This window comes from Pseudomonas sp. yb_2 (assembly GCF_043103905.1).
Taxonomy (GTDB): domain Bacteria; phylum Pseudomonadota; class Gammaproteobacteria; order Pseudomonadales; family Pseudomonadaceae; genus Aquipseudomonas; species Aquipseudomonas alloputida.
In genome coordinates this window covers 1-25785 of record NZ_JBICKH010000071.1, presented here as the reverse complement: position 1 = coordinate 25785, position 25785 = coordinate 1, and the positions used below count along the sequence as shown (strand labels likewise).

The following is a 25785-nucleotide window of genomic DNA, read 5'->3' as shown; positions in this document are numbered from 1 at the left end:
CCGTTGAGCCTCGGTTGGACATGGCGTTACTCCATTGTCAGAGGTAAAAAAGCCCCGTGTGCATCCCTGCGATTCAAATCAAGTTGAACGTCCAGTACGTTCTGGGGAGAGGTGCGAAGTGTGGTACTTGAAGAACACATTCGCTGGCAAATAGGAACGACCCACTGGCAAATCGTTCATTTCTTGAGCAAAAGCACCGACCAGCGGTATTTAAGGCCGTATTAGTTAGTCTACTAACTTCTTGCAAGTTGACCGAATGGTAAGTTTCAAAGGCCAGTGGATCCAAACTTCGCGACAGGCCATTTAAGTGCTCTATTTCGCCGAGTGGTGAACGAGTACCCTATCAATGCACCAGGAGCAACTGGCTCAATACCGCCCGCAGTTTCCCGGGTTTCACTGGTTTGTTCAGTAGCGGCGCCCCTAGCTTCTGCAAGCCCCGCCGGCACTGATCGCTGCGGTCTGCGGTAATGATCACTGCCGGTATGGCAGTCGCAAAATGCTCACGCAGGTACCTCACCACCTCGCACCCCACTACGCCATGGTCCAGGTGGTAGTCGGCCAGGATCAGTTCCGGGGCTCGCCCCTGCAACGCCAGCAAGGCGCCCTCCCGGTCGGTAGCCGTGACCACTTCGCACCCCCACTGCCCCAACAGCGCGCCCATGCTCTCGAGTATGCTCACTTCGTTGTCCAGTACCAGCAGGCGGCGGCCCGGCAGCGGATCACCGACGCTGGGCAGCGGCACAGCCTGGTGAACAGCCAGCGGCACTTCTTTGCCAAGAGGTACCTCGATGCTGAACACCGAGCCACGCCCCAGCCACGACCGCACTTCGATCCGGTAACCGAGTATCTTGGCGATCCGCTCGACGATGGCCAGCCCGAGGCCAACGCCCTTGCGATCCGCTGCACGCCCCACATCCAGCTGGTTGAACTCGAGGAATATGTCCTGCAGCCGGTCCTGCGCAATGCCCCGTCCGGTATCCCACACCTCCAGCCGCAAATGGCCGCCGCGGCGCCTTGCCCCGAGCAGGATCCGCCCCTCCTCGGTATACCGGCAAGCGTTGCTGAGGAAGTTGCGCAGGATGCGTGTGAGCAACCGCAGGTCAGTGCTGATGGCGTAGTCGGCTATGCGTGCATGCAGCTTCAGGCCCGCCGCCTCGGCCACCGGGCTGAACTCCGAGACCAGCGGCGCGAACAGCTCGTCCAGGCGGTACACGGCCACATCCGGCTTTACCGCCGCCTGGTCGAGCCGGGAAATGTCCAGCAAGTCGGTCAGCAGGTCTTCCGCGCCCTCCAGGGCCTGGTGGGTACGCTCCACCAGCACATGCTCGGCCTCTGGCAATGGCCGCTCGCGCAAGGTCGAAATCAGCAAGCGGGCAGCGTTCAACGGTTGCAGCAGGTCATGGCTGGCGGCGGCGAGGTATTTGTCCTTGCTGCGGTTGGCGGCTTCGGCGGCATCACGCGCCTCCAGCAATTCATCGGTACGCGCAGCAACCCGTTGCTCCAGTTCGTCATTGAGTTGTTGCAGGCGCTGCTGGGCCAGCTTGCGTTCGGTAATGTCGGCGACAAACCCCTCCACCAGCCCTTCATGGCCGGGTTTGAGCAGCAGGTTCATCAGCACATCGAGATGGCTGCCGTCCTTGCGCCGCAGACGGGTTTCGTAGCCGTGCAGGCTGTGCTCACGGGCGAGCACCGCGGTAATGGCCTGCAACTCCTCGGCACCGCCATCAAACAGGTTGGCGGCCAGGTCAGTCAGGGAAAACAGCACCGCTTGCGGGTCGTCATAGCCGAGCATGCGCGCCAGCGCCGGGTTGGCGGCACGCATGCCGTCCTGAAGGCTGGCCTGGAAAATACCGTGCACGGCGTTTTCGAACAGCCATTTGTAACGGTTGCGTTCGGCTTCCAGTTCGTCCAGGCGGGCGGACAGCTCCGGGTAATGGCTTTTACGCGCCGAGTGGTCACCCAGCCCCAGCAGCCCGGCCAACGCCCGCTGCTGCTCGTCAGAGGGCCTCGCCATAGACCACCTCGACATCACGCTGGCTGGACGCACGGGGGTTGGTGAGGATGCACGGGTCGTCCATCGCGTGTTGCGACAGGAACGGGATATCAGACGTGCGCACCCCGTGCAGGCCCAGGGTTTCATGGAAGCCGATGGCACGCTTCAGGGCAATCAGGTGCTCCACCAGCCGCCCGCAGATCTGCCGGTGATTGAGACCGCGGCAGTCGATACCAAACACCTCGGCGATCACCTTGAAACGCTCCGGCGCCGAGCTGTAGTTGAACGCCACCACGTGCTCCACCAGCACCGCGTTGCACAAGCCATGGGGCAAGTCGAGGAAGCCGCCCAGGCTGTGCGACATGGCGTGCACTGCGCCCAGGATCGCATTGGAGAACGCCAGCCCCGCCTGCATGCTGCCGAGCATGATCTTCTCGCGCAGCGCAATATCAGTAGGGTTGGCGATCATCTCCACCAGGTTGCCATTGATCAGGCGCATGGCTTCCAGCGCATGGGGGTCGGTCAGCGGCCCGTGGCCGGTAGACACGAAGGCCTCGATGGCATGCACCAACGCATCGATGCCGGTGCAGGCCGACAGGAACGGGTCCATGCTCAGGGTGGTCTGCGGGTCGATCAGCGACACGTCCGGCACCACCGCCTTGCTGACGATGGAGAACTTCATGCGCTCCTGCTGGTTGGAAATGATCACGAACTGCGACACGTCCGCCGAGGTGCCGGCGGTGGTGGGGATCAGGATCAGCGGCGGGCTGGGCACGCGGATCATGTCCACGCCTTCGAATTCGAGGATGCTGCGCCCATGGGCCACCACGATACCGATGGCCTTGCCGCAATCCATCGGGCTGCCGCCACCGACGGCGACGATCACGTCACAGTGGTTCTGCCGATAGATCTCGGCGCCGAGCATCACCTCCTCGACCCGCGGGTTGGGTGACACCGCTGTGTACAGGCAGTAGTCGATACCCTGGGCCTGCAGGCTGGCCTCCACATCCGCCACCCAGCCGGCCGCTATCACGCCAGGGTCGCTGACCACCAGTACCTTGCGCGCACCGAAGGTTTTGGCGTAATTGGCCACATTGTGCCGGCAGCCGGCACCAAAGATGATTTCAGGCGATACGAACTTGCGAAGGGGGCTGAAACTCTGGCTCATCGGTAAGCCTGTTCTTATTGTTCTGGAAGATAACCGCCAGCGTAAAGCATCCCACCACGAAAGCAACCAGACCAAAGCGGGGCTACCGGTCATTCTATCCAGGATTTGGCGCGGGCCACCTCCAGAAACGCCAGTACGTCCTCTTCGAGCCCCGGTACATCGGGGAAGCGTTGTGCCAGGCGGTCGATGACCGTTGCCACGGTACTGTGGCCGTCCAGCAGCTCCAAGACCCAGCCGGCACTGGCATTGAGCTCGATGATGCCCCCGGCGTACAACAGCACGTGGCAAGCCTTCCGTGGCTCCCAGTCCAGGCGCAAGCCTCGCCCCAAGGCAAGGGCCTGCTGGCGATCAATCAGGTTCACAGGCGCATACTCCAGGAGGATCCGGCCACCGTGGCGATGGCCGGGCCGTCATCAACGGTTGGCGAAATACATCGTCACTTCGAAGCCAATGCGCAGGTCGGTATAGGCGGGTTTAGTCCACATAGGGCAAGTCCTCTTCTTGTGCCGGAGGATTCCGGTAGAAGCATTAATGCACGGGGGCGGACTGGACCGAATGCTACTTTGGAACGAGCTTGCGGGGTGCGTTGGTACGGGTAGGCCATGCATGTGCCGGCCCTTTTGCGGGCTCGCCCGCCCCCACAGGTTCTTCACCGGTTCTGGAACCAGCGGTGAACCTGTGGGAGCGGGCAAGCCCGCGAAGGCCGCGACGCGGTCTAGAAGAAGCCCAGCGGATTGATGTCGTAGCTCACCAGCAGGTTCTTGGTCTGCTGATAATGGTCAAGCATCATCTTGTGGGTCTCACGGCCAACACCGGACTTCTTGTACCCCCCGAACGCCGCATGCGCCGGGTACAGGTGGTAGCAGTTGGTCCACACTCGCCCGGCCTTGATCCCGCGGCCCATGCGGTAAGCGCGGTTGATGTCGCGGGTCCACAGGCCGGCGCCCAGGCCGAATTCACTGTCGTTGGCGATCGCCAGCGCTTCGGCTTCGTCCTTGAAGGTGGTCACGCCCACCACTGGCCCGAAGATTTCTTCCTGGAACACGCGCATCTTGTTGTTGCCCTTGAGCAGGGTTGGCTGAATGTAGTAACCGCTGGCCAGGTCACCCTGCAGCCGCTCGGCACCACCGCCGGTGAGCAGCTGCGCGCCCTCCTCCCGGGCAATCTCCAGGTACGAAAGGATCTTGTCGTACTGTTGCTCGGACGCCTGAGCACCCACCATGGTTTCGGTATCCAGCGGGTTGCCGCGGGTGATCTTGGCGATCTTCTTCATCACCTCGGCCATGAACGGTTCGTAGATCGACTCCTGGATCAGCGCCCGTGACGGGCAGGTGCACACCTCGCCCTGGTTGAAGAACGCCAGCACCAGGCCTTCGGCAGCCTTCTCGATGAACGCCGGCTCGGCCTGCATGATGTCTTCGAAGAAAATGTTCGGCGACTTGCCACCCAGTTCGACGGTGGACGGGATGATGTTCTCGGCTGCGCACTTCATGATGTGCGAGCCCACCGGGGTGGACCCGGTGAACGCGATCTTGGCAATGCGCTTGCTGGTGGCCAGCGCCTCACCGGCCTCACGGCCAAAGCCCTGGACGATGTTCAGTACGCCTGCCGGCAACAGGTCGGCGATCAGTTCGGCAAAGACGGTAATCGACAGCGGCGTCTGCTCCGCGGGCTTGAGCACCACGCAGTTGCCAGCGGCCAAGGCCGGGGCGAGCTTCCAGGCGGCCATCAGCAGCGGGAAGTTCCACGGGATGATCTGCCCCACCACACCCAGCGGCTCGTGAATGTGATAAGCCACGGTGCCTTCGTTGATCTCGCCTACGCCACCCTCCTGGGCGCGGATGCAACCGGCAAAATAGCGGAAGTGGTCCGCTGCCAGCGGCACGTCGGCATTCAAGGTTTCGCGTATGGCCTTGCCGTTGTCCCAGCTTTCGGTAACCGCCAGCACTTCCAGGTTCTGTTCGATGCGGTCGGCAATTTTCAGCAGTACCCGCGCACGGTCTTGCACCGAGGTCTTGCCCCAGGCTTCGGCGGCGGCATGCGCGGCGTCCAGGGCGCGCTCGACGTCCTGGGCCGTGGAGCGCGGGAATTCGGCAATCGGCTGGCCATTGACCGGCGAGCTGTTGGTGAAGTACTGGCCAGCCAACGGCTGCACGAACTCGCCACCGATGAAGTTGCCATAACGGGGTTTGAAGGATACGACGGCGCCTGGAGTTCCGGGTTGTGCGTAGATCATGCTGAGCCTCTGCGGGTCGGTGCCTGTCCCACGACAGGCGATGCACCGATGGTAAGAAGCCCCGCGTGCCGGGCGAATGCATCGTTGGCAGCGGGGCTCTCATCATTTGGTAGTAGGGCCGCTTGCCACCGATCAGCGGCAGCAAGCGGCAGTAGGCAGGCGTTATGGCTTGACGCTTGCCGTTTGCTGCAACTGCTTGGGCAACTTGAAGGTCCAGAGCATGCCGCCCTGGTTGAAGTCCTTGACCCGTTTGGCCACTTCGCCGCCCCACAGCGGCACCGCGCCGCCCCAGCCGGAGACCACCGAAACGTATTGCTCGCCGTCCATTTCCCAGGTGACGGGCGAGCCGAGCACGCCCGAGCCGGTCTGGAATTCCCAGACCTTGTCGCCGGTCTTGGCGTTGAATGCCTGCAGGAAGCCCTCTGGCGTGCCCGTGAACACCAGGTTGCCCTTGGTGGTCAGCACACCGCCCCACAGCGGCGCATAGTTCTTGTGGCGCCACACTTCCTTGCCGCTGACCGGGTCGATGGCGCGCAGCACGCCGATGTAGTCTTCATTGAGCGGCTTGATGGTGAAGCCGGCACCGAGGAACGCTGCACCTTTCTTATAGGCGATGCCTTCGTTCCAGATGTCCATGCCCCACTCGTTGGACGGCACGTAGAACAGCCCTGTGTCCTTGTTGTAGGCCATCGGCATCCAGTTCTTGGCGCCGAGGAAGGCCGGCGCGACGAACACCGAGCTGCCCTTGGCCTCGCTGCCGGGTGCGCCCGGGCGGCTGGCGTCGTTGTAGATCGGCCGGCCGTCCTTGTCCAGGCCAGTGGCCCAGGTGATCTTGTCCACGAAGGGGAAGCCGCGGATGAACTTGCCGTTGGTGCGGTCGAGCACGTAGAAGAAACCGTTGCGGTCGGCCGTGGCGGCAGCCTTGACCTCCTTGCCGCCGTCCTTGTAGTTGAACGAGATCAGCTCGTTGACGCCGTCGAAGTCCCAGCCGTCATGCGGCGTGCTCTGGAAGTGCCACTTGATGGTGCCGTCGTCCGGGTTCAGTGCCAGGCGTGAGGAGGAGTACAGGTTGTCACCGGGGCGCAGGTGCGAGTTCCACGGCGCCGGGTTACCGGTACCAAACAGGATCAGGTTGGTTTCAGGGTCGTAGTAACCCCCCAGCCACGGCGCGGCGCCGCCGGTCTTCCACAGGTCGCCAGGCCAGGTCTTGCCCGCCTCACCGCCGGAAATACCGTTCTCGATCGCCTTGCCATCCTTGTACACATAGCCCATGTGCCCTTCCACGGTGGGGCGCATCCACAGCAACTCGCCGTTTTCCGGGTTGTAGGCCTGGATCTTGCCCACCACGCCGAACTCGCCGCCGGCAACGCCTGTGATCAGCTTGCCATTGACGATCATCGGCGCGGCGCTGATGGAGTAGCCTTCTTTGTGGTCGGCAACCTTCTTGCTCCAGACAACCTTGCCGGTGTCCTTGTTCAGGGCCACCAGCTTGGCGTCCAGCGTGCCGAAGAACACCAGGTTGCCGTACAGTGCGACGCCGCGGTTGATCACGTCGCAGCAAGGGCGGATGTCATCCGGCAGACGTGCATCGTATTGCCACAGTTTCTTGCCGGTGCGGGCATCCACGGCGAACACCCGCGAGTAGGAGCCGGTCAGGTACATCACCCCGTCCTTGATCAGCGGCTGGGCCTGCTGGCCGCGCTGCTTCTCCCCGCCGAAGGAGAACGCCCAGACCGGGCGCAGCTCCTTGACGTTATTGACATTGAGCAGGTCCAGCGGGCTGTAGCGCTGGCCCTGCACGCCCAGGCCATTGGTCACGATCTGCTGCGGGTTCTTCGGGTCCTGGAGGATTTCTTCATTGCTGACAGCGGCGTGAGCCGCGCCGGCAAGCAGCATGGCGCTGAGCACCAGGCTCACGGCGAACAAGGGGCGACGTGGGGATCGGGTCATGACGGCTACCTTTGGTTTTTTTGTTGTGCCCGGGAAAATTTCCCGGTGTGTCGGGAATTCTTGGTCCCGACCCGATTGCCAACAATTGCTCGCAGTGCGGAGTTTTCTAGTTCCTTGGTAGGGGCCTGAGCGATGGGTGGGCGGCGCGGGGGCTCACAGGCACCGTAAATGTCAGGGCAAGCGCTGTAACTGCTGGCGCTCGTAACGCGGGTACAGGTGGCTGACACTGCGGATAAGCTCATAACGCGTCAGGCTTATCCCGGCAAACCGTTCGGGAATGGGGCTGCGGATCATCTCGGCCATGTCGTCGCCGCGCGCCGCGCCATCGCGCATCAGGCCATCGAGCCAGCCCAGGTAGTCACGCATCTGCACGAACGGCTGCGCATCACTGGCCAACGGGCCATGCCCGGGTACAAGCTGTTTCCAGGGCAGTGCCTGCAGGGTATCCAGGTCCTTGAGCCACACGTGCAGCCCCGGGCTGTTGGGCGTGGTCAGGGCGCGTTGGTAGAACACCAGGTCGCCGGCGAACAGCACCCCGGTCTTTTCATCGAAAATCGCCAGGTCGGCACCCGTATGCCCGCCCAGCCCCAGCAACCTCAGGCGGTGCCCACCCACCTCATGCACGCCCGGCTGCAGCACCCGGGTCGGCAGCACCACCTCGGTACCGCGCATCCAGTCGCCGACCAGGCGATACATGTTCTCGGCCATGGCATCGCCTTGCTGGCGCAGCAGGTCGCGGGTGCCGGCCAGGGCACCGATCGGCACATCGGCAAAGGCCTGGTTGCCCAGCACATGGTCCGGATGATGATGGGTCAACAGCACTTCCACTACCGGCTTGTCGGTGAGGGTGGCAATTGCCTTGCGCAATGCCTCGCCATAGCCCTTCGACGGCCCGCTGTCGATCACCACCACACCGCTGTCGGTGACGATGAACGCGGTGTTGACCACATTGCCGCCATTGGCCTTGGCGAAATTGTCGGTGCTGCCTTCCAGCAACCAGGTGCCCTCGGCGATCTGCCGGGGTGTGAGCCGGTACGCCAGATCAGCCTGGGCCGGCAGCCCCAGGCACAGCAGCAACAGCAGGATCCAACGCATGACGGTGCCTCGGGTCAGGGTGAAATCAGACAACGCGCTCAGGGCAGCGCCGCCTCGAACTGGTTGCCGCTGTTGTCCCGCAACAGCAGCCGTGTTGGCCCGGGGCCCTGAATGTCAAAGCCCAGGTTGGGGTTTTCGCTGACCGCCGGGTACAGCTCCAGGCTGGCCAGGCGCTGGCCATCTGCGCCTTGCAACTCGGCATGGTTGAGAAAGAACTCAGGAATGCCGCTGACCAGGCCGTTATCCATGGGGTGGGCCACCTGCAGGCGCAGGCGGCTGCTGTCGCCACGCGGGTAGCGCCCGCCCAGCACCTCCCCGAGGTGCTCCTCCCAGCCGGGCTGGGTGCGCACCACGCTGGGTGCGGTACAACCGCCGCCGGCCGCATCGATCAGGGTCGAACCGACGTGCCACAGGCCATCGCGCGTCAGTACAGCGGCGCGCAGCGGTGTGGCCTGTTCGATGCGGATGCGGATCGACAACCAGGGCAACACGCGCTCACCGGGCTGAAAGTCGACGATGCGCGGCAGAGGGTTCAGCTCTGCCCAGGCGATAATCCGCACCACATCGCCCGTGAACGCCCGGGCGTCGATCTCCAGCGGTACCTGCCGTGCATCCTCGGCAAAGGGCGGCGCCAGAAGCTTCACACGGTCATCGAACACGAACGCCGCCTGCCCCAGCAACTGCTTGTGGTAGAAGTCCCACATCACGGAAGGCACCGGGTCTGTGTGGGTGCCTTGTGTCGCAGCCTGGGCGGCCCAGGGCATCCAGCAGGCCAGCAGGAAAGTTGCTCGCCAGTTCATGGCCACTCCTATTGATACATCTCCGGGACCTCGTAACGCAGGCCGTACGCGGCATACATCGCCTTGAGCCGGCCATCGCGAATCATCGCTTCCATGGCCTCCTCAACTGCATAGGCCAGCTGCCGGTTGCTTTCATGCACGGCCATGCCGATTTCCCAGGCCTGTTTGCCGAGGTTCGGGTAGGCGTTCTCTGCCAAGGCCAGTTGTGGGTCGGCGGCCTGGTGCAGCTGCCAGTCAACCTCGCCGCGCATCGCCATCACTGCGTCCACCTGGCCGGCCTGCATGGCAGCGAAAGCCTGCTGCACGCCGGGGTAATGGTGGGTCCTGGCGCTGAGCATGCCGTTGAACACCGATGTCAGGTAGAACGACGGCACGCTGTCCACCTCGACCCCGATAGGATGCTGCTGGAATACCGCGACACTGGCCACCGAGGCCAGTCGACGGCGATCGTAGGCCACCTGCCAACGCTCCTGCTGATAGGGGCCGAACATCACCACCTGGGCGTTTTCCAGCTCCCCCAGCTCGTTGCGCCGCTGCGCGTAGGCGCGATCGTAAGGCACCCGCATCATCAGGTCGGCCAATTGCTGATGACGCAGCGGGCTGCCACGCCAGATGTAGTCGCGCAGATCATCGTCGAGCTTTTCTCCGGGTGGCGCCCAGATCAGTTGCAGGCGTACCCCCAAGGCCGTGGCCAGGGCCTGCGCCAGCTCCACATCGACACCACGCGGCTGGCCGTGGTCCTGAAAACTGTAGGGGGCGAAATCCTTGTACACCGCCACCTTGAGCTCGCCGGCAGCGATGATCGCGTCATAGTTGCGCACCTGCGCCTGGGCCGCCGCGCACCACAGCAGCAGGCCACTCAACAGCACCGCCCACAGACGCATGGCCGTCACTCCTCGACGTGCACGCTGTCCAGGTAGGTGCGCACCGCCCACAGGGCTTCCTGGCTGAGGTAGTCGGCCATCTTCGGCATGTACACGCGGCCGTCGCGAACCGCGCCGTGGCGTACCCGCTCGACGAACCATTCATCGCCGGCATCACCCGCATCGAGCATGCGCAAGTCAGGCGCGATACCACCGGACTTGGCCTCCAGGCCATGACAGGCAGCGCAGTTCTGGTTGTAGGCCGAGGCGCCGATTTCCACGGCCTTGTCGTGCTCGGGCGAGCTGCGGTACGGGTTGACCGCGGCCCAGCCGTCGCCGTCCAGGCTCACGCCAGTGTCCTTGATCGGGGTCAGGCCCTTGGTCTCCACTGCCTGGGGCACCACGTTGCCATGGGCCCAGGCTGTACCGGTCAGCACGGCTGCGGCCAGCAACCCAGCAGCAAGCAACACATTGCATTTTGTTGTCATTGTTATGCCCTCACCATTGCACACAAAGCCTCAACCACAGAGGCCGTGCCGCCATCTTAGGAACAGCCCGCGGGCGGCCGAATGCTGCTTTGGTGGCCGGGCCTTAATCCCTTGGTAGTAGGGCTTGTGGCGAAGGGCCAATTGAGGTGCCGCGCGGGAATTATTCCCGGCAAGGGCGGGACTTTTTCCGTATCCCGCGATGGCCGCTGCGCCCCACCCTGTGCAGGCCAAAACCTCCACTGGGAACTGCAACCATGACAATAAGATCGCTACCCGCCCTTTCCCCGCTGGCCCTGAGCGTGCGCGTCCTGCTGATGGCCGGTAGCCTGGCCCTGGGCAATGTGGCAACAGCGGCCAGCACACCCGCTGCACCTGCCGGCAAGAACGTCACCTGGGAAGACATCGCCAATGACCACCTGACCACCCAGGACGTGCTGCAGTACGGCATGGGCACCAATGCCCAGCGCTGGAGCCCGCTGGCCCAGGTCAATGACAAGAACGTGTTCAAGCTGACCCCGGCCTGGTCCTACTCCTTCGGCGACGAGAAGCAGCGCGGCCAGGAATCCCAGGCCATCGTCAGCGATGGCGTGGTCTACGTCACCGGCTCGTACTCACGGGTATTCGCCCTCGATGCCAAGACCGGCAAACGCCTGTGGACCTACAACCACCGCCTGCCCGACAACATTCGTCCCTGCTGCGACGTGGTCAACCGCGGGGCGGCGATCTACGGCGACAAGATCTACTTTGGCACCCTCGATGCGCGTGTCATCGCCCTCGACAAGCGCACCGGCAAAGTGGTGTGGAACAAGAAGTTCGGCGACCACAGCGCCGGCTACACCATGACCGGTGCGCCAGTGCTGATCAAGGACAAGACCAGCGGCAAGGTGCTGTTGATCCACGGCAGCTCCGGCGATGAATTCGGCGTGGTCGGCCAGCTGTTCGCGCGCGACCCGGACACCGGTGAAGAAGTGTGGATGCGGCCCTTCGTGGAGGGCCACATGGGCCGCCTGAACGGCAAGGACAGCACCCCGACCGGTGACGTCAAGGCGCCGTCCTGGCCAGACGACCCTACCACCGAAACCGGCAAGGTCGAAGCCTGGAGCCACGGCGGCGGTGCCCCTTGGCAAAGCGCGAGCTTCGACCCCGAAACCAACACCATCATTGTCGGCGCTGGCAACCCCGGCCCTTGGAATACCTGGGCGCGCACGTCGAAGGACGGCAACCCGCATGACTTCGACAGCCTGTACACCTCCGGCCAGGTCGGCGTCGACCCGAGTACCGGCGAGGTCAAGTGGTTCTACCAGCACACCCCCAACGATGCCTGGGACTTCTCCGGCAACAACGAGCTGGTGCTGTTCGACTACAAGGACAAGAACGGCAACGTGGTCAAGGCCACCGCCCACGCCGACCGCAACGGCTTCTTCTATGTGGTCGACCGCAACAACGGCAAGCTGCAGAACGCCTTCCCCTTCGTCGACAACATCACCTGGGCCAGCCATATCGACCTGAAGACCGGCCGCCCGGTGGAAAACCCCGGCCAACGCCCGGCCAAGCCGCTGCCGGGTGAAACCAAGGGCAAGCCGGTGGAAGTCTCGCCACCGTTCCTGGGCGGCAAGAACTGGAACCCCATGGCCTACAGCCAGGACACCGGGCTGTTCTACATCCCCGGCAACCAGTGGAAAGAGGAATACTGGACCGAGGAAGTGAACTACAAGAAGGGCTCGGCTTATCTGGGCATGGGCTTCCGTATCAAGCGCATGTACGACGACCACGTCGGCACGTTGCGCGCCATGGACCCAACCACCGGCAAGCTGGTCTGGGAACACAAGGAGCACCTGCCGTTATGGGCCGGGGTGTTGGCGACCAAGGGCAACCTGGTGTTCACCGGCACGGGCGACGGCTTCTTCAAGGCCTTCGACGCCAAGACGGGCAAAGAGCTGTGGAAGTTCCAGACCGGCAGCGGCATCGTCTCGCCGCCCATCACCTGGGAGCAGGACGGCGAGCAGTACATCGGCGTGACCGTGGGGTACGGCGGTGCAGTACCGCTGTGGGGCGGCGACATGGCCGAGCTGACCAAACCGGTGGCTCAGGGTGGTTCGTTCTGGGTGTTCAAGATCCCGAGCTGGGACAACAAGACTGCACAACGTTGACCTGCAGCGGGGAGCGGCCTGCGCCACTCCCCGTTTCTGCCCTTCTCCCGTCCAGAGGCTTTTGCCATGAATTACCTGCCCTTGACCTTGCTGCTGGCGCTATCCCCTGCCCTGGCAGTGAACGCCGACGACGCCGGCACCGATACCCCCTTGACCATCAACGGCTGCGTGATTGCCGAAGCCAGCCAGTGCCCGGGGGCCAACCTGCGCGGCGCCAACCTGGCCAACCAGGACCTGCGCAAGATGAACCTGGCCGGTGCCGACCTGCGCGATGCCGACCTGCGTCATGCCCAGCTGGACCTCGCAAATCTGGAAAAAACCCGCCTGCAAGGAGCCAACCTGACCCGCGCCAGCCTGCAACAGAGCAATCTGCGCCTGGCTGACCTGAGCAACAGCAGGCTGGTGGCCATTCAAGGCTGGGGCTTGTTCGCCCAAGGCGCACAGTTTGAAAAGGCGGACCTGCGCGCAGCCTATCTGCAGTTCGCCAGGCTGTCCGGGGCAAAGCTGCAGCAGGCCAACTTGCAGGCGGCGGACCTGGAGATGGCCTGGTTGAGCAAGGCTGACCTGCAAGAGGCCAACCTGGGGGATGCCAACCTGCAGGAGGCCAAGTTTGGCCAGAGCAACCTGGCACACGCCGATTTACGCGGGGCACGGCAGCATTACGGGAATTTTCAGGAGGCCAACATGGAGGGGTGCAAGGGGTGCCCTGAAACCTGGGACAAATGAGCGAAGGGTTCGCCGGGTAGGTTCAGCGCCTGGGAGATTGAGCGCCTGGGAGATCGAGCGCCCGGCTTTGCAGATTCAGCGCCTAGGAGATCGAGCGCCGCCCGCGCGGCGCATCGCGAGCAAGCTCGCTCCTACATTTGTTTCGGGCCAGTTATTCCTGTGGGATTTGCGCGCGAGCGCCTGGGTGCATGGCTCGACATTGCGGCGGACGAACAAGGCGGTCGCGCGCGCTGGCACAGACGATACTGGTCCGAAACAAATGTAGGAGCGAGCTTGCTCGCGATGCGCCGCGCGGGCGGCGCTCGATCTCCTAGGCGCTGAATCTGCAAAGCCAGGCGCTCGATCTCCCAGGCGCTGAATCTGCAAAGCCAGGCGCTTACCTCACCCCGCCACCCGCACCACCCCCAGATCAATCCCCAGATGCACCAGCTCGGCATGCGAGCTGACCTGCAACTTGCTCTTGAGCAAGGTCAGGTGGTTGGACACGGTCTTGGCACTGATACACAACTGCTCGGCAATCACCCGCGCCGGGGTTCCCTTGGCCAGCATCGTGAATATCTCCAGTTCGCGCTGGGTCATGCGCTGCAACCGGGGGTCACTGGTGCTTTGCTGTGACAGGCAAGCCAGCTGGGTGGCCAGGGGCTGCTCGATGTAGGCATGCCCGGCCAATACCCGCTGCACCGCCTCGATCAGCACCTCGGGCGCCGAGTTCTTGGTCAGGTAGCCCGAAGCCCCCGCATCCAACGCCTGGCGCACCAGCGGCAGCTCGTCGTGCATGCTGAAAAACAGCACCCGCAATTGCGGCAGGCGCTGGCGCAGGCGCCGGGTGGTTTCCAGGCCACTGATACCGGGCAGGCCAAAGTCCATGATCACCAGGTTGGGCACCTGCTCCTGTACCCTGACCAGCGCCTCTTCACCACTGGCGGCCTCACGCACCTGCACCAATGGCAGCACCGCCCGCAGCAAGCTGGCGTAGCCCTGGCGGACCACGGCGTGGTCATCGACCAACACGATATTCATCACACCTCCTGGGGAATGTTAAGGGCCAGCGCCCAGCCGCCTCCAGGGCGGCTGAAAATGCGTAACTCCCCCCCAAGGCTGCGGGCGCGCTCGGCCATCGAGTGCAGGCCTACCCCTGGGCGCTGGGGCTGGTGGGCGCCGCAGCCATTGTCGCGAATGAACAGGCGCAAGCCCTTGGGACTGCGCTGCAGGCGCACCCGCACCTGGCTGGCACCGGCATGCCGGGCGACGTTGGTCAACGCCTCCTGCAGCAAGCGGTACAAATGCGTTCTGCTCGGCCCAGGCAGCGCCGGCAAGTGCTCGCCAACCCGCAGCCGGCATTCGATGCCCTGGCTGGCCTGCCACTGGCTCACCAACAGCCCGAAGGCCTCGGCCAGCGGCATGTAGTGCAGCGCCACCGGATACAAGTTGTGCACCAGCGCGCGAAAACCTTGCTGCAGGCGCTCGCAGTTGAGTTCAAGGGCCTGCACCGTCTGCGTCACCATTTCCGGCTGTTCGGCCACCATACGCAGCAGGCATAGCTGGGCACGCATGCCTGCCAGGTATTGCCCAAGATCATCGTGCAGGGTCTGCGCCAGCTGTGTACGCTCCTGCTCCTGCACTGCCAGCAGCGCCTGGGTCAGCTGGGCATTGTCGGCCTGAGCCTGCTCCAGGGTTGCAGCCATGCGGTTGAAGTGTTTGGCCAACTGGCGCGCTTCCGGCAGGCCGGCCTCGCGCAGGCGTGCCGTCAATTGCCCGCCTGAGACCTGGTGCAAGGCCCCCAGCAGCTCATCCAGCAGGCCCATGGCCCGCCGTACCGCCCAGCGGATGGTCCACAAGCTCAGCAACAACGCCAGGCCACACACGCCAAGCAGTTGTTGCAGGGAGTCCCAGACTTCATCGATTTCATCCCGCGCATCCACGGCAATCAACACGCGACGGCCATCACTCAAGTCCAGCAGCCGGCTGCTGTGGTAGCGCTCGCCGAACAACTGGCGGCCGAGCCAGGCATCGATACCGGCCTCTTGCGGCAGCCTTGGCACCTCACCCGCTGCCAGCCAGTGCACCCGCACATGGCGCAGGCTCTTGGTCAAGCCGGGCTGCAGGTTTGCCGGGTCACGTTCGGCGGTGTCGCCCAGGTATGCCACCACGGCTTCGGCGGACTGCAACTCACGCTCGACGTCGGCCACCGCCTGGTGCAACAGCACCCCGGCACAAGCCAGCGTCACCAAGGCGAAGCATAACGTGACCCAGAGGTTGACTCGCCACAGGGCCGACAAGTTGACAAGGCGCACAAGCGGTTCTCCTCAGGCCGTTGTGGACCATCGTAAAACCACGGCCCCCGCACTGAATTACTACCTTGGTACCGGCCGAGCGCTACTTTCTGCATATTTCCCCCTCCCGGCGGGCTTCCTATGCTGGCGCCATCTGCCGTGGAGTGTGTTATGCGCCAGCCTGCCCACCTTGCCTTGACCTGCCTGCTGGCCTTGGCCGCAACGCTGGCTACGCCCCTGGCGCCCGCCGTTCAGGGCCAGGCCGCAGCCCCGCTGCACATACGCATCGGCTACCTGGGCTATCGCCCCGCCGCTGGCCCGCTGCTGTCCAACATCATCCCCGAACCTGGCGATGCCGGGCTCCAAGGTGCCGAACTGGCCATTGTCGACAGCAATAGCACCGGGCGCTTTCTGAAGCAGCAGTTTCAGCTGACCAGCGCCAATGTCGACAGTCCCGAGGCCCTGCTGCAAGCCGCCAGGGCCCAGCATGATCAAGGCCTGCGCGTGTTCGTGGTGAATGCCCCGGCTGCCAGCCTGCGTGCGCTTTCTGCCGCCCTGCCCGACAGCTTGTTGTTCAACGCCGGCAGCCCCGACGACAGCCTGCGCAGCAGCCAGTGCCTGGGCAATGTCCTGCATAGCCTGCCGAGCCGGGCCATGCTGGCCGACGCCTTGGCGCAGTTCCTGGTGCTGCGCAAATGGCAACGGGCATTGCTGGTGGTCGGCCAGACCCCGGACGATCAGGCGTACGCCGCTGCCCTGCGGCGGTCGGTGAAGCGCTTTGGCGTGCAACTGGTCGCGGAAAAAACCTGGACCTTCGACAACGACCAGCGCCGCAGCGCCCAGGCCGACATGCCGCTGTTCACCCAGACTGCCGAGTACGACGTGGTACTGGTGGCCGACGAACGCGGTGACTTCGGCGAGTACCTGCCCTACCAGACGTGGTATCCACGTCCGGTGGCCGGTACCCAGGGCCTGACCCCCACGGGCTGGCACAAGACGGTGGAAACCTTCGGGGCGGCGCAGTTGCAAAAACGCTTCGAGGCCCAGGCCGGGCGCTGGATGAATGACCGTGACTTCGCCGCCTGGATGGCTGTGCGCAGTGTCGCCAGTGCGGCCAGCAAGCTGCGCCTGGCCGAACCTCGCGCGCTGCAGCAACTGCTGCTCAGCGAGCAATTGCCGCTGGACGGTTTCAAGGGGCGCAAGCTCAGTTACCGCCCGTGGAACGGCGAACTGCGCCAGCCGATCCCGTTGGTTCAGCCCCGCGCCCTGGTCAGCACCTCGCCGCAGGAGGGCTTCCTGCATCCCTTCAACGAAATGGACAGCCTGGGCTATGACAAGCCCGAAGTGACGTGTAGCTACCCCTGACCCGACAACCACAACAATAAGGAATCCGCCATGCGCCGCCCCCTCTTCCACCGGGCCCTGCTTTACCCCAGCCTGCTGTCGGGCGCCCTGGCGCTGGCCAGCAGTCACACCATGGCTGCCACCGCCTGGGTCTCCAACGAGAAGGACAACAGCCTCAGCCTGATCGACCTGCAAACGCTGGAAGTCACCGAAACCCTGCCGGTGGGCCAGCGCCCGCGTGGCTTGCTGCTGTCACACGACAGCAAGCTGCTGTACATCTGCGCCAGCGATTCGGACCGGGTGCAGGTGATGGACGTGGCCACCCGCAAGATCATCAAGGAGTTGCCTTCCGGCAAGGACCCCGAGCAGTTCGCCCTGCACCCCAACGACCGCTGGCTGTATGTATCAAACGAGGACGATGCGCTGGTGACGGTGATCGACACCGTCACCGACAAGGTGCTCGGGCAGATCGAAGTCGGCATCGAACCCGAAGGCATGGCGGTCAGCCCCGACGGCAAGTGGGCGGTCAACACCAGCGAAACCACCAACATGCTGCACTGGATCGACACCAGCACCCAGACCCTGGCCGACAGCACGCTGGTCGACCAGCGCCCGCGCTTCGTCGAGTTCAGCAAAGACGGTTCGCGCCTGTGGGCCTCGGCAGAAATCGGCGGCACGGTGACCATACTCGACGTGACCACGCGCCAGGTGCTGAAAACCCTGAACTTCCAGATCAAGGGTGTGCACCCGGACAAAGTCCAGCCAGTGGGCATCAAGCTCAGCGCCGATGGCAAGTACGCCTTCGTCGCCTTGGGCCCGGCCAACCACGTGGCAGTGATCGATGCCAAGACCTTTGATGTGCTCGACTACTTGCTGGTCGGGCGGCGGGTCTGGCAGCTGGCATTCACCCCGGATCAGAGCCAGTTGCTGGCCACCAACGGTGTCAGCGGTGACGTTTCGGTCATCGATGCGAAGCAGCTCAAAGTGCTCAAGTCGGTGAAGGTCGGGCGCTACCCCTGGGGCGTGGTGGTGACACCATGAACGCCCTCGACGTCAGTGACGTGAGCTTTGCCTATGGCCAGCGCGAGGCACTCCGGCAGGTCGGTTTCAGCCTGGCACCCGGGCGCTTCGCCGCATTGCTGGGCCCCAATGGTGCCGGCAAGTCGACCTTGATCGCCCTGCTCACGCGCCTGTACGACCTGCAGCGTGGCGACATCCGCGTGTGCGGCTGCTCGCTACGCAACGCTGCACGTCCGGCCTTGCGCCAGCTGGGTGTGGTGTTTCAGCAAAGCACCCTGGACCTGGACCTGAGCGTTGAACAGAACCTGCGCTACCACGCCGCCTTGCATGGCCTGTCGCGGCGTCAGAGCCACCTGCGGGTCGAGGCCGAACTGGCCCGCCAAGGCCTTGGCGAACGCCGGCGCGATCGTGTGCGTGAGCTGAACATCGGCCATCGGCGGCGGGTGGAAATTGCCCGCGCGCTGCTGCATGAACCGCGCCTGCTGCTACTGGACGAAGCCAGCGTCGGCCTCGACCCGGCCAGCCGCCTGGCGCTTAACCAGCACCTGCGCCGGTTGTGCCGCGAGCAGCAGCTCAGTGTGTTGTGGGCCACTCACCTGCTGGACGAAGTGCAGCCCAGCGATGACCTGTTGATTCTGCATCAGGGGCGCCTGGTGGCCAGTGGCACCGCCGATGCGCTGAGCCTTGAGCACGGCGGTGACCTCGATCACGCCTTTGCCCGCCTGACCAACGCCCCCTCAGGAGCCAACGCCCGATGAACGCTTACTGGCAATGTTTCAACGGCATCATGCTGCGCGAATGGCTGCGCTTCGTGCTGCAGCGTACACGCCTGCTCAGCGCGCTGGTGCGCCCGCTGCTGTGGTTGCTGGTGTTCGCTGCCGGGTTTCGCGCAGCGCTGGGCATTGCCATCATCGAGCCCTACGACACCTACATCCCCTACGAGGTGTACATCATCCCCGGCCTGGCCTGCATGATTCTGCTGTTCAACGGCATGCAGGGCTCGCTGTCGATGGTCTACGACCGCGAGATGGGCAGCATGCGCGTGTTGCTGACCAGCCCGCTGCCACGCCCGTTCCTGCTGGGCAGCAAACTGCTGGCAACTTCATTGATTTCCCTGCTGCAAGTCTATGCCTTCCTCGCCATCGCCTGGTTATACGGGGTACAACCACCGGCAGCGGGCTTGCTGATGGCGCTGCCGGCATTGCTACTGGTGGCCTTCATGCTCAGTGCCCTGGGGCTATTGCTGTCGAACGCCATCCGCCAGCTGGAGAACTTCGCCGGGGTGATGAACTTCGTGATCTTCCCGCTGTTCTTCCTGTCGTCGGCGCTGTACCCGTTGTGGAAAATGCGCGAGGCCAGCCAGTGGTTGTACTGGCTGTGTGCTGTGAACCCGTTCACCCATGCCGTAGAGCTGGTGCGGTTTGCACTTTATGAGCGGCTGAACCTGCTGGCGCTGGCGGTGTGCCTGGGCTTGACCGCATTGTTCACCCTGCTGGCGATCCTCACCTTCAACCCCCAGCATGCAGCGCTGCGCAAGCCGCGCTGAAAACCTGGCGTGTAACGCGTGTGGGAGCGGCCCTTTCGCGACGCAAGGCCGCTCCCACAGGGATCGCGCCAGCTTTCAGAAATTGAGCAAGACAGTTGCTCCCTAGGGCGTCTCCCTGCCTTCAGGCGCCCGGCCATCTACTACTTTAGTACTGCATTTACTGTCTATCGTCGCATTCACAAAGCACCGCCACTGGCATGTAATGAGTCCATAACAAAAAGGACCCCCCCCATGCCACGTGCCCTGCCCCGGCTGCCACGCCCTTTGCTGGCGGTACTTTCGCTGAGCCTGACGCTAGGTATCGCCCAGGCTGACACGGCGCCGCTGTTCTCCGCCGACGGCTATCGCACCACGCACTATCGCAGCCCGACCCCGCAACAGGTCGAAGGCGGCCAGGTCGTCGACACCGCCACTTTGCAAAGCCTGCTGGGCCAGACGCCCCGGCCGGTGCTGATCGACGTCTATCGCCGTCAATGGCTGCAAGGTCGCTTCATAGAAGACCAGCCGCATAGCAACCTCCCTGGCAGCCTGTGGCTGGCCAACACCGGCGACGGCGAACTGAGCCCGGCATGGCAGGACTACTTCGTGCGTAACCTGCAAAAAGCCACGGCCGGGCACCTGGACCAACCACTGGTCTTTTACTGCCGCTCCGATTGCTGGTTAAGCTGGAACGCGGTAAAACGCGCGAAAGCCTTGGGCTATAACAACCTGTACTGGTACCGCGACGGCCTGGATGCCTGGCAGCAAGCCAACCTGCCATTGCAGCCGGCACAACCGGTGCCGTTCCCCTGAAATGCCTGCGTATGCGTGCCCCGCTCCATCCAATAAAAACAAGGTGAAAAGGCCATGTACAAAATTCTGATTGCCGACGATCACCCCCTGTTTCGCGAAGCCATCCACAATGTCATCAGCGATGGTTTCCAGGGCAGCGAGGTCATGGAGACCGCCGACCTTGAAAGCGCCCTGGCCCTGACCCAGACCCATGACGACCTCGACCTGATCCTGCTCGACCTGAACATGCCCGGCATGCACGGCCTCAATGGCCTGATCACCCTGCGCAACGAGGCGCCAACCACGCCGGTGGTCATCGTTTCGGCCGAGCAGGAAAAGCAGATCGTGCTGCAGGCCATTACCTACGGTGCCGTGGGCTTCATCACCAAGTCGTCGCCACGCTCACAGATGATCGAAGCGATCGAGCAGATCCTCAATGGCAATGTCTACCTGCCGCCAGACATCATCCGCGCGCAAAAAAGCAGTACCAGCCGGCGCCATAACGATGCCCCGAGCTTCCCGCCGGAAATGCTCCAGGCCCTGACCCGCAAGCAACTGCTGGTGCTCGAGCGCATGACCAAAGGCGAATCGAACAAACAGATCGCCTACACGCTGGACATCGCCGAAACCACCGTCAAGGCCCACGTTTCGGCGATCTTGCGCAAACTCAATGTGCACAACCGGGTACAAGCCATCCTCAGTGCTGGCGATATCGATTTTGCTGATTATCTGCGCCGTTGAGCTGTTCCGGCCGCTTCGCGGATCAACCCGCGAAGCGGCCAACCGCTATGCCAAGCCACTGGCCAGCAGATGGCTCATCGCCGTCTTGAGTTTCATCGGTCTTACGGGCTTGTGCATCAGCGTGTGACCCAGTTCGCGGATCTGCTGCTTGAGATCGTTGCTGTAGTTGGCCGTGATCATCAGCGCCGGTAGCGGCTGGGCGCGGCGGGCATTGATCCGCGCTACGGCGTCGACACCGTTGCAGTCATTGTCCAGGTGGTAGTCGGCAATCAGCAGGTCGGCGTCAGCGTGGTAGTTGTCCACCTGACGCGCCAGGTCTTCCTCCGACAGCGCAGTCACCACACGGCAGCCCCAACCTTCCAGCAAAGTGCGCATGCCCGCGCAAATCGCCGCATCGTTATCCAGCACCCACACCCTCGCCCCGCGCAAGCGTTCGAGCATCGGCTCGCAGATAACCTGGCTCGGCTGGGCTTTGGGAGCAGTGGTGCTCAGCGGCACCTCGACAGCGAACACCGAGCCTTTGCCCAGCCATGAACGCACGCGGATCCGGTGGCCGAGGATGCCGGCGATCTTCTCCACGATTGCCAGGCCCAGGCCCAGGCCACGGTCCTGGTCCGGGCGCTGCACATCACCCCGCTTGAACTCCAGGAACATGTCTTCCAGGTGTTCTTCGGCAATGCCGATGCCGCTGTCCCAAACTTCAATCCGCACGCCACCGCGCAGGCGCCGACACCCCAGCACCACGCGCCCGCTGGGGGTGTAGCGGATAGCATTGCTGAGCAGGTTGCGCAGGATGCGTGCCAGCAGCTGGATGTCACTGCGCACGACGGCAGAACACCCCACAAAATGCAGCTCTAACCCTTCGCTACGCGCCACCTGGACGTATTCGGCAGCCAGGTTGTCCATCAGTTCGTGGAGGGCAAACGGGGCGACATCTGCCTTGATCACCCCGGCATCGAGTTTGGAAATATCCACCAGGGTACCCAACAGGTTTTCCACATCCTCCAACGAATTGCTGACATTTCGCACCAGGTGGGCAGCATTTTGCGGCTCATCGCGCTCGAGCAACGCACTGGTGAACAGCCGCGCCGCGTTCAGCGGTTGCAGCAGGTCATGGCTGACCGCAGCCAGGAACTTGGTTTTCGACAGGTTGGCCTGCTCGGCCTCGCGCTTGGCCTCGCGCAGACGCGACTCGGCCTGGCTGCGCTCTTCGATTTCGCGCAGCAACTGGTCGTTGAGGCTGGTCAGTTCGGCAGTGCGCTCGCGCACCCGTTGCTCCAGGTGCTGATACGCCTGGTGCAACGCCTGTGCGGTGTTGCGGCGCTCGGTGATGTCGCGGATCAGCACGAAGATACCCACCACTTCGCCACTGGCCAGGCGGTTCGGTACGTAGGAACGCAGCATGTAGCGTTCCTGGCCGTTGATATTGGTCTCGGCGAACTCGAACGTCACGCTCTCCCCCGCCAGTGCCCGCGCCACATAGCCTTCCAGGCGCTGGTAGTGCTGCTCGCTGTGGGCCTCGCGCAGGCTCTGGCCCAGCATCACGCCATGCGGCCAGCAATACCACTCTTCGTAAACCTTGTTGGTGAATTCGTAGACCAGATCGGCGTTCAGGTAAGCGATCAGTGCCGGGACGTTGTCGGTAATCAGGCGAATCTGGTGCTGGTGGGCCGTCTCGGCCCGCTGCCGGGCCTCGCTGAGCAGGCGGTTGACGGCCTTGAGCTCGGCCATGGCCTGGTTCAACGCATCGGTGCGTTCGCGTACCTGCTCGGCCAGCACCACTGAATGCTGGAACGCGGCGTATGGGTCGTTGCCCCGGGTCACGCCCGACTCGATGCGCTCGATCAGTGCGTCATTGATACGCTGCAGCTTGTGGTTCTGATGCTGCAGCCGGGTCAGCTCGGCCTGCAGTTCAGCGACCGACAGGAGGCCGGTTGCGGGCAATGGCGACCCCGGTGAAGGTCTGGTTGATGTGCATGCCATTGAACTGTTCTCCGTAGGTGTTGAAGCCAATCACCCGTTGCTCGCGCAGGAACGCGCCGACCGGCTCCAGGCCGCGGTGGGCCTCCAGTTCCAGCCGCCGCAGGAAACAATCACAACCGATGGTCAGCAGCAGCGGTCCGAGACGCTGGTGCAGGCCATCGAACAGCTGGTGCAGGTTCGGCAGCAGCGGGCCCGGGGTCATGGCCGTGAGCACGATGCCGTTCTCCACCGCGCAGTAGAAGCTCAAGCTGAGGTCAGGATGCATTTGCTGGATCGCCCGCACGTAGTACTGATCATGAATGCGCACGGCCAGCGGGTGGGCGGCGAACACCCGGTGATCGAGCGCAGCCACGGGCACACCGATGTGGCGGGCATATTCCTCGGCCGCCGGCTCGGCATTCAGTTCGAAAACCCGGCGCTGGGCGCTGTCGGCACCGGTTACCACCAGCTTTTCCTGGCGCGGCAGGATGTGATGCGTGGTGAACACTTCGAAGTCGAGCCAGGTGTTGACCAGCACCACCACGGCTGCGCCGTTGTGGAATGCACCGCCGTAATACACATGGGTGCGGTTCAGGTAATTGTCGTCACCGGCCGAGCCGCCGAAGTGCGGGATATCCCCCAGTGCTGCGCTGAGTGCGGCAAGCACCATCTCCTCGCGGCTGGACAAGCCATCGAGCAGCGTGAGTGCAAAGCTGTGGCCCTTGATTGGCGCCAGGGTATTGCTGCGGCAGGTGCCGACCAGCCGCTCGACCATCTGCTGCGCGTCGATCAGGCTGAAGCGCTCCATTTCATCGATCAACGCGGTGGCGATCGAAAAGTGCCGGTGATCGAAGCCGACCGCCGTCACGCAATTGCGGCCGTAGCCCAGCGGGGTGATTTCACCGGCGCTGGTGCAGCCGACCAGGCGTATGCCGCCAAAGTCCTGTTCCAATGCTTCGCCCAAAGCCTGCAAGTCGTATTCGGCGGAGCAGAAGAACAACACGAAACCCAGGTGCGGGTGCAGCAACTGCCGCGCCAGGTCCTGAGCGGCCAGCCGTGCGTCGGTAGCCTGAGACATGGCACTGACCACACCGTCGTTATGAGCCTGCTGCATCGTGGTCTCCGGCACGGGGTGGCTGAGTGATCAGTTTAAGGAGGTGGTGGTGGGTGACGAATGCTACTTGGGTAGCGGGTGGGCGGTTCCATGGGCGTAAAAGACCGTGTCATTCGGGGCCGCCTAGCGGCCCCGGCCGCTTACCAGGTCAACACCGCGCCCACCGCAAAGGTATCGGTGTCTTCGTTCTGCGCACTGGTGTCATGCCCGTCGATGGAAAACTGGTTGTACTCGGCCACCAGTTTCAGGTTGTCGTTGATGTCATGGAACAGCGCCACACCCCGGGTCTCGTAGTCCGCGCCGCTGCCAACCGCACCGTTGCCATCGTCCTTGGTCTTGCCATAGGACAGCGCCACGCGGTTCTTGCCGAACTTGTACGAGCCCTGCAGCAGGTAGCCATCACTGTCGACATTGCGCAAAACCGGTTCGCCGGCATTGTTGGTGAAGAACGGGTTGATGCCCTTGGCCTGGAACCCCGAGCCGGTCAGCGACCAGCCGCCCATCTTTGCCTGCACCCCGTAACCCACCCCCTTGGAAGTGATCGTTTCTACCGTGGAGTCAGTATTGTCCGAGGTCTGGTAACTGCCGTTGACCCAGCTGTAGATCTGCGCCCCACCCAGGTCGAACTGGTAGGTGATCTCGCTCTCGGTGCGTGGGTTTTCCTGGTAGGCCTTTCCGGTCGGGCTGCTGTCGTTGGTGTCCACCGGGTCCATGATGCCCACCGCCACCCGCAGGCCCTCCATCACGGGCGTACGGTAGGTGATCTGTGAGGTAGGGAACGGGTATGGGTAACCGCTGCCAATGTTGCCGAACGACACCCCGCCGCCGTCCACCAGCCCCAGGGTGTCGCTGACCTGGCCATAACCGGCCAGCAGTTCGTCGAGCAGGATGTTGGAACGGGCGAACAGCCCGAAGTCCTTGCCGATCAGCACCTCGCCCCACTCGGGGTTGGCCACCGTGCCGTAAAACTGGCGCACGTCGATGGCGGTGTCGGTGCCGTTGGTTTCACTGTCGTTGATGGTTACCCAGAACGAGGCACGCGCGCCGAGCTTCAGGTCATCCACCTGCTTGCCCATGTTGAAGCCGAGGTAGTTGGGCAAGAAGCCCATCTTCACCCGCGACTGGCGGCGGTCAAACTGCTCGCCCTCGCGATCGACCTTGCTGTTGACGTAGAAGGCGTTGATATAGCCATCGGTGGAAAACGTCGTCTGGTCCTTGTCGTACAGCATGATCTCGGCTTCGGCGACGCTGCACAGGCCAAGCGCAGAAAAGCTGGCGATGGCGGCTGCGAGAAAACGAGGCGGCAGGTGCTTATTGTTGTTGTGCATGGCGCGCTCCAAACGGGGACGGGATGTCGGAGGCGATTATCAGAAGTGGGCAAATTGCCAGAAACGCTGCTTTGGCGTGGGGTGGCGAGTGCTTTGGGGCGGGAGGGTGTGGCCCGGTGATTTGGTCCCGGTACCTGCTTGAGTCTGGGTTCGAGACTTATGGCTTAGGCAGGAGTGGCAGGCGGGTATCCATACGATTGAATGAACCGGGGCCGCC

The 25785-nt window shown here is 63.5% G+C and carries 23 protein-coding genes; 8 read left to right on the top strand and 15 right to left on the bottom strand.

The window, feature by feature from the left end; genetic code table 11:
- Positions 1-343 precede the first annotated feature (343 nt).
- From ACF8FB_RS18140 to pedF, 10 genes are all read right to left on the bottom strand, one after another.
- A complete protein-coding gene (locus tag ACF8FB_RS18140; RefSeq protein ID WP_049586268.1) occupies positions 344-2014 on the bottom strand; it encodes a NahK/ErcS family hybrid sensor histidine kinase/response regulator in 1671 nt (556 codons plus the stop codon).
- Positions 1998-3161, bottom strand: coding sequence for an alcohol dehydrogenase-like regulatory protein ErcA (ercA, locus tag ACF8FB_RS18135; RefSeq protein WP_004576476.1), 1164 nt, complete (start codon positions 3159-3161; stop codon positions 1998-2000). Before ercA ends, ACF8FB_RS18140 begins: the two co-directional genes overlap by 17 nt.
- An 89-nt stretch (positions 3162-3250) precedes the next feature.
- Positions 3251-3523, bottom strand: a complete 273-nt coding sequence (gene pqqD / locus ACF8FB_RS18130; protein WP_014591381.1) for a pyrroloquinoline quinone biosynthesis peptide chaperone PqqD — start codon at positions 3521-3523, stop codon at positions 3251-3253.
- Positions 3524-3574: 51 nt separating this feature from the next.
- Positions 3575-3646, bottom strand: coding sequence for a pyrroloquinoline quinone precursor peptide PqqA (gene pqqA / locus ACF8FB_RS18125; protein ID WP_003243383.1), 72 nt, complete (start codon positions 3644-3646; stop codon positions 3575-3577).
- A 230-nt stretch (positions 3647-3876) separates the two neighbouring features.
- Positions 3877-5397 (bottom strand): aldehyde dehydrogenase family protein, encoded by a 1521-nt coding sequence (locus ACF8FB_RS18120; RefSeq protein ID WP_003254088.1) that lies wholly within the window; start codon positions 5395-5397, stop codon positions 3877-3879.
- A 162-nt stretch (positions 5398-5559) separates the two neighbouring features.
- Positions 5560-7347: a PQQ-dependent alcohol dehydrogenase PedH gene (gene pedH / locus ACF8FB_RS18115; RefSeq protein ID WP_010953598.1), complete on the bottom strand. Its 1788-nt coding sequence runs from the start codon at positions 7345-7347 to the stop codon at positions 5560-5562.
- A 171-nt stretch (positions 7348-7518) separates the two neighbouring features.
- Positions 7519-8442, bottom strand: a complete 924-nt coding sequence (locus ACF8FB_RS18110; protein WP_392509664.1) for a quinoprotein relay system zinc metallohydrolase 1 — start codon at positions 8440-8442, stop codon at positions 7519-7521.
- Between the two features lie 38 nt (positions 8443-8480).
- Positions 8481-9242: a quinoprotein dehydrogenase-associated SoxYZ-like carrier gene (locus ACF8FB_RS18105; protein WP_019436701.1), complete on the bottom strand. Its 762-nt coding sequence runs from the start codon at positions 9240-9242 to the stop codon at positions 8481-8483.
- Between the two features lie 8 nt (positions 9243-9250).
- A complete protein-coding gene (locus ACF8FB_RS18100) occupies positions 9251-10126 on the bottom strand; it encodes an ABC transporter substrate-binding protein (protein WP_049586273.1) in 876 nt (291 codons plus the stop codon).
- A gap of 5 nt (positions 10127-10131) precedes the next feature.
- The gene (gene pedF / locus ACF8FB_RS18095; RefSeq protein ID WP_010953594.1) at positions 10132-10593 is read right to left on the bottom strand and encodes a cytochrome c-550 PedF; all 462 of its coding nucleotides are present in this window, start codon (positions 10591-10593) and stop codon (positions 10132-10134) included.
- A 254-nt stretch (positions 10594-10847) separates the two neighbouring features.
- Between pedF and exaA the strand changes: the two genes are divergently transcribed.
- Positions 10848-12743, top strand: a complete 1896-nt coding sequence (gene exaA / locus ACF8FB_RS18090) for a quinoprotein ethanol dehydrogenase (protein ID WP_010953593.1) — start codon at positions 10848-10850, stop codon at positions 12741-12743.
- 66 nt (positions 12744-12809) lie between these two features.
- Positions 12810-13469 carry a pentapeptide repeat-containing protein gene (locus ACF8FB_RS18085; RefSeq protein WP_392511634.1) on the top strand — a complete coding sequence of 220 codons (660 nt, stop codon included), beginning with the start codon at positions 12810-12812 and terminating at the stop codon, positions 13467-13469.
- Positions 13470-13850: 381 nt separating this feature from the next.
- Here ACF8FB_RS18085 and ACF8FB_RS18080 read toward each other — a convergent pair whose 3' ends face one another.
- Together ACF8FB_RS18080 and ACF8FB_RS18075 are read right to left on the bottom strand one after the other, a co-directional pair.
- Complete coding sequence (locus ACF8FB_RS18080) at positions 13851-14489, bottom strand: response regulator (protein WP_010953591.1); 639 nt, start codon at positions 14487-14489, stop codon at positions 13851-13853.
- Positions 14489-15763 carry a histidine kinase gene (locus tag ACF8FB_RS18075; protein WP_010953590.1) on the bottom strand — a complete coding sequence of 425 codons (1275 nt, stop codon included), beginning with the start codon at positions 15761-15763 and terminating at the stop codon, positions 14489-14491. Before ACF8FB_RS18075 ends, ACF8FB_RS18080 begins: the two co-directional genes overlap by 1 nt.
- Before the next feature lie 150 nt (positions 15764-15913).
- On the opposite strand from ACF8FB_RS18075, the gene ACF8FB_RS18070 reads away from it, so the two are divergent.
- The 6 genes from ACF8FB_RS18070 (at position 15914) to ACF8FB_RS18045 (ending at position 21164) form a co-directional block, all read left to right on the top strand.
- The gene (locus ACF8FB_RS18070) at positions 15914-17107 is read left to right on the top strand and encodes an ABC transporter substrate-binding protein (protein ID WP_350297706.1); all 1194 of its coding nucleotides are present in this window, start codon (positions 15914-15916) and stop codon (positions 17105-17107) included.
- 30 nt (positions 17108-17137) lie between these two features.
- Positions 17138-18127, top strand: coding sequence for a YVTN family beta-propeller repeat protein (locus ACF8FB_RS18065; protein ID WP_010953588.1), 990 nt, complete (start codon positions 17138-17140; stop codon positions 18125-18127).
- Entirely contained in the window at positions 18124-18864 is a 741-nt protein-coding gene (locus ACF8FB_RS18060; RefSeq protein WP_010953587.1) for an ABC transporter ATP-binding protein, read from the top strand. Before ACF8FB_RS18065 ends, ACF8FB_RS18060 begins: the two co-directional genes overlap by 4 nt.
- A complete protein-coding gene (locus tag ACF8FB_RS18055) occupies positions 18861-19652 on the top strand; it encodes an ABC transporter permease (RefSeq protein ID WP_010953586.1) in 792 nt (263 codons plus the stop codon). Before ACF8FB_RS18060 ends, ACF8FB_RS18055 begins: the two co-directional genes overlap by 4 nt.
- Before the next feature lie 231 nt (positions 19653-19883).
- On the top strand, positions 19884-20444 hold the full coding sequence (locus ACF8FB_RS18050; RefSeq protein ID WP_010953585.1) for a PQQ-dependent catabolism-associated CXXCW motif protein: 561 nt from the start codon (positions 19884-19886) through the stop codon (positions 20442-20444).
- A 54-nt stretch (positions 20445-20498) separates the two neighbouring features.
- The gene (locus tag ACF8FB_RS18045) at positions 20499-21164 is read left to right on the top strand and encodes a response regulator transcription factor (RefSeq protein WP_010953584.1); all 666 of its coding nucleotides are present in this window, start codon (positions 20499-20501) and stop codon (positions 21162-21164) included.
- A gap of 45 nt (positions 21165-21209) precedes the next feature.
- Here ACF8FB_RS18045 and ACF8FB_RS18040 read toward each other — a convergent pair whose 3' ends face one another.
- The 3 genes from ACF8FB_RS18040 to ACF8FB_RS18030 form a co-directional block, all read right to left on the bottom strand.
- Positions 21210-23108, bottom strand: a complete 1899-nt coding sequence (locus ACF8FB_RS18040) for a NahK/ErcS family hybrid sensor histidine kinase/response regulator (protein WP_392511633.1) — start codon at positions 23106-23108, stop codon at positions 21210-21212.
- The gene (nosP, locus tag ACF8FB_RS18035) at positions 23077-24240 is read right to left on the bottom strand and encodes a nitric oxide-sensing protein NosP (protein ID WP_010953582.1); all 1164 of its coding nucleotides are present in this window, start codon (positions 24238-24240) and stop codon (positions 23077-23079) included. Before nosP ends, ACF8FB_RS18040 begins: the two co-directional genes overlap by 32 nt.
- A gap of 140 nt (positions 24241-24380) precedes the next feature.
- Positions 24381-25568 (bottom strand): porin, encoded by a 1188-nt coding sequence (locus tag ACF8FB_RS18030; protein WP_392511632.1) that lies wholly within the window; start codon positions 25566-25568, stop codon positions 24381-24383.
- Between the last annotated feature and the right edge of the window lie 217 nt (positions 25569-25785).

What these genes read in the sequence shown, in the direction of transcription:
- ACF8FB_RS18120 (WP_003254088.1), bottom strand. Translation starts at nt 5,397, where the DNA reads ATGATCTACGCACAACCCGGAACTCCAGGCGCCGTCGTATCCTTCAAA.
- pedF (WP_010953594.1), bottom strand. Translation starts at nt 10,593, where the DNA reads ATGACAACAAAATGCAATGTGTTGCTTGCTGCTGGGTTGCTGGCCGCA.
- ACF8FB_RS18050 (WP_010953585.1), top strand. Translation starts at nt 19,884, where the DNA reads ATGCCACGTGCCCTGCCCCGGCTGCCACGCCCTTTGCTGGCGGTACTT.
- nosP (WP_010953582.1), bottom strand. Translation starts at nt 24,240, where the DNA reads ATGCAGCAGGCTCATAACGACGGTGTGGTCAGTGCCATGTCTCAGGCT.
- ACF8FB_RS18085 (WP_392511634.1), top strand. Translation starts at nt 12,810, where the DNA reads ATGAATTACCTGCCCTTGACCTTGCTGCTGGCGCTATCCCCTGCCCTG.
- ACF8FB_RS18080 (WP_010953591.1), bottom strand. Translation starts at nt 14,489, where the DNA reads ATGAATATCGTGTTGGTCGATGACCACGCCGTGGTCCGCCAGGGCTAC.
- ACF8FB_RS18055 (WP_010953586.1), top strand. Translation starts at nt 18,861, where the DNA reads ATGAACGCTTACTGGCAATGTTTCAACGGCATCATGCTGCGCGAATGG.
- ACF8FB_RS18070 (WP_350297706.1), top strand. Translation starts at nt 15,914, where the DNA reads ATGCGCCAGCCTGCCCACCTTGCCTTGACCTGCCTGCTGGCCTTGGCC.
- ACF8FB_RS18110 (WP_392509664.1), bottom strand. Translation starts at nt 8,442, where the DNA reads ATGCGTTGGATCCTGCTGTTGCTGCTGTGCCTGGGGCTGCCGGCCCAG.
- ACF8FB_RS18105 (WP_019436701.1), bottom strand. Translation starts at nt 9,242, where the DNA reads ATGAACTGGCGAGCAACTTTCCTGCTGGCCTGCTGGATGCCCTGGGCC.
- ACF8FB_RS18045 (WP_010953584.1), top strand. Translation starts at nt 20,499, where the DNA reads ATGTACAAAATTCTGATTGCCGACGATCACCCCCTGTTTCGCGAAGCC.
- ercA (WP_004576476.1), bottom strand. Translation starts at nt 3,161, where the DNA reads ATGAGCCAGAGTTTCAGCCCCCTTCGCAAGTTCGTATCGCCTGAAATC.
- ACF8FB_RS18140 (WP_049586268.1), bottom strand. Translation starts at nt 2,014, where the DNA reads ATGGCGAGGCCCTCTGACGAGCAGCAGCGGGCGTTGGCCGGGCTGCTG.
- ACF8FB_RS18100 (WP_049586273.1), bottom strand. Translation starts at nt 10,126, where the DNA reads ATGCGTCTGTGGGCGGTGCTGTTGAGTGGCCTGCTGCTGTGGTGCGCG.
- pedH (WP_010953598.1), bottom strand. Translation starts at nt 7,347, where the DNA reads ATGACCCGATCCCCACGTCGCCCCTTGTTCGCCGTGAGCCTGGTGCTC.
- ACF8FB_RS18060 (WP_010953587.1), top strand. Translation starts at nt 18,124, where the DNA reads ATGAACGCCCTCGACGTCAGTGACGTGAGCTTTGCCTATGGCCAGCGC.
- ACF8FB_RS18065 (WP_010953588.1), top strand. Translation starts at nt 17,138, where the DNA reads ATGCGCCGCCCCCTCTTCCACCGGGCCCTGCTTTACCCCAGCCTGCTG.
- exaA (WP_010953593.1), top strand. Translation starts at nt 10,848, where the DNA reads ATGACAATAAGATCGCTACCCGCCCTTTCCCCGCTGGCCCTGAGCGTG.
- ACF8FB_RS18030 (WP_392511632.1), bottom strand. Translation starts at nt 25,568, where the DNA reads ATGCACAACAACAATAAGCACCTGCCGCCTCGTTTTCTCGCAGCCGCC.